Source organism: Streptococcus sp. VTCC 12905, from assembly GCF_049893385.1.
In the GTDB taxonomy this organism is placed as follows: Bacteria; Bacillota; Bacilli; order Lactobacillales; family Streptococcaceae; genus Streptococcus; species Streptococcus suis_AA.
The window spans coordinates 1-618 of sequence record NZ_JBMVJC010000076.1 but is presented as its reverse complement, the minus strand read 5'-3'; the positions used below and the strand labels follow the sequence as shown (position 1 = coordinate 618).

Here is a 618-nt window from a genome sequence, read left to right as displayed (position 1 = left end):
CTCCAGTTTGTTTTTTATAACAGTATACTGGAGGAAGGAGTGATTGGATAGATACCTTGTTATTGGGCAGTTACAGATAAAGAAAGAGAGAATGAAGTTCGTCCTCTCTAGATGTTAGCTTTTCATCTACCCACTACAGTTGACAAAGAGCCCTTAAAAAAATAGTCTGTGAATCTGATGTTGCATACTGATTCACAGACTATTTTTATTTTTTAGATAATGTATTCATCTATCACATCGACATAAAATTTATCAGTCATTATGACGTCTCTTAATAAACACATACCCAAGACTACTTAATGCAAATAACATTAACACTAATCCAGAAATCACAAAGTTCTTCGAACTTAATACACCAGTTGCAGGAAGTATACTTTCCAGTGATCCTTGATGCTTATGATTTTTTGGTGTTCCTTGATTGATTGATTGATTCTTAACGGGTATTGACGATTCATTTAGAATATTAGTCAAATCATAACCACTAACCGTTGTTTTATAACCTGAGACCTTATCTTCAGAAATACTGTACTTAATTTCTTGACCAGCCTTGAACTTATCTAAGTCATTAAATTCATACTTCCAACCATCTTTTGCGGTCACTGTCTTTGAATCAACCTT

1 protein-coding gene is annotated in these 618 nt (G+C 33.5%); it reads right to left on the bottom strand.

The genetic code is table 11. The features are described from left to right. Positions 1-252: 252 nt before the first annotated feature. A partial coding sequence (locus tag ACPC58_RS11685; protein WP_434066036.1) for a Cna B-type domain-containing protein occupies positions 253-618 on the bottom strand: 366 nt, incomplete at its 5' end.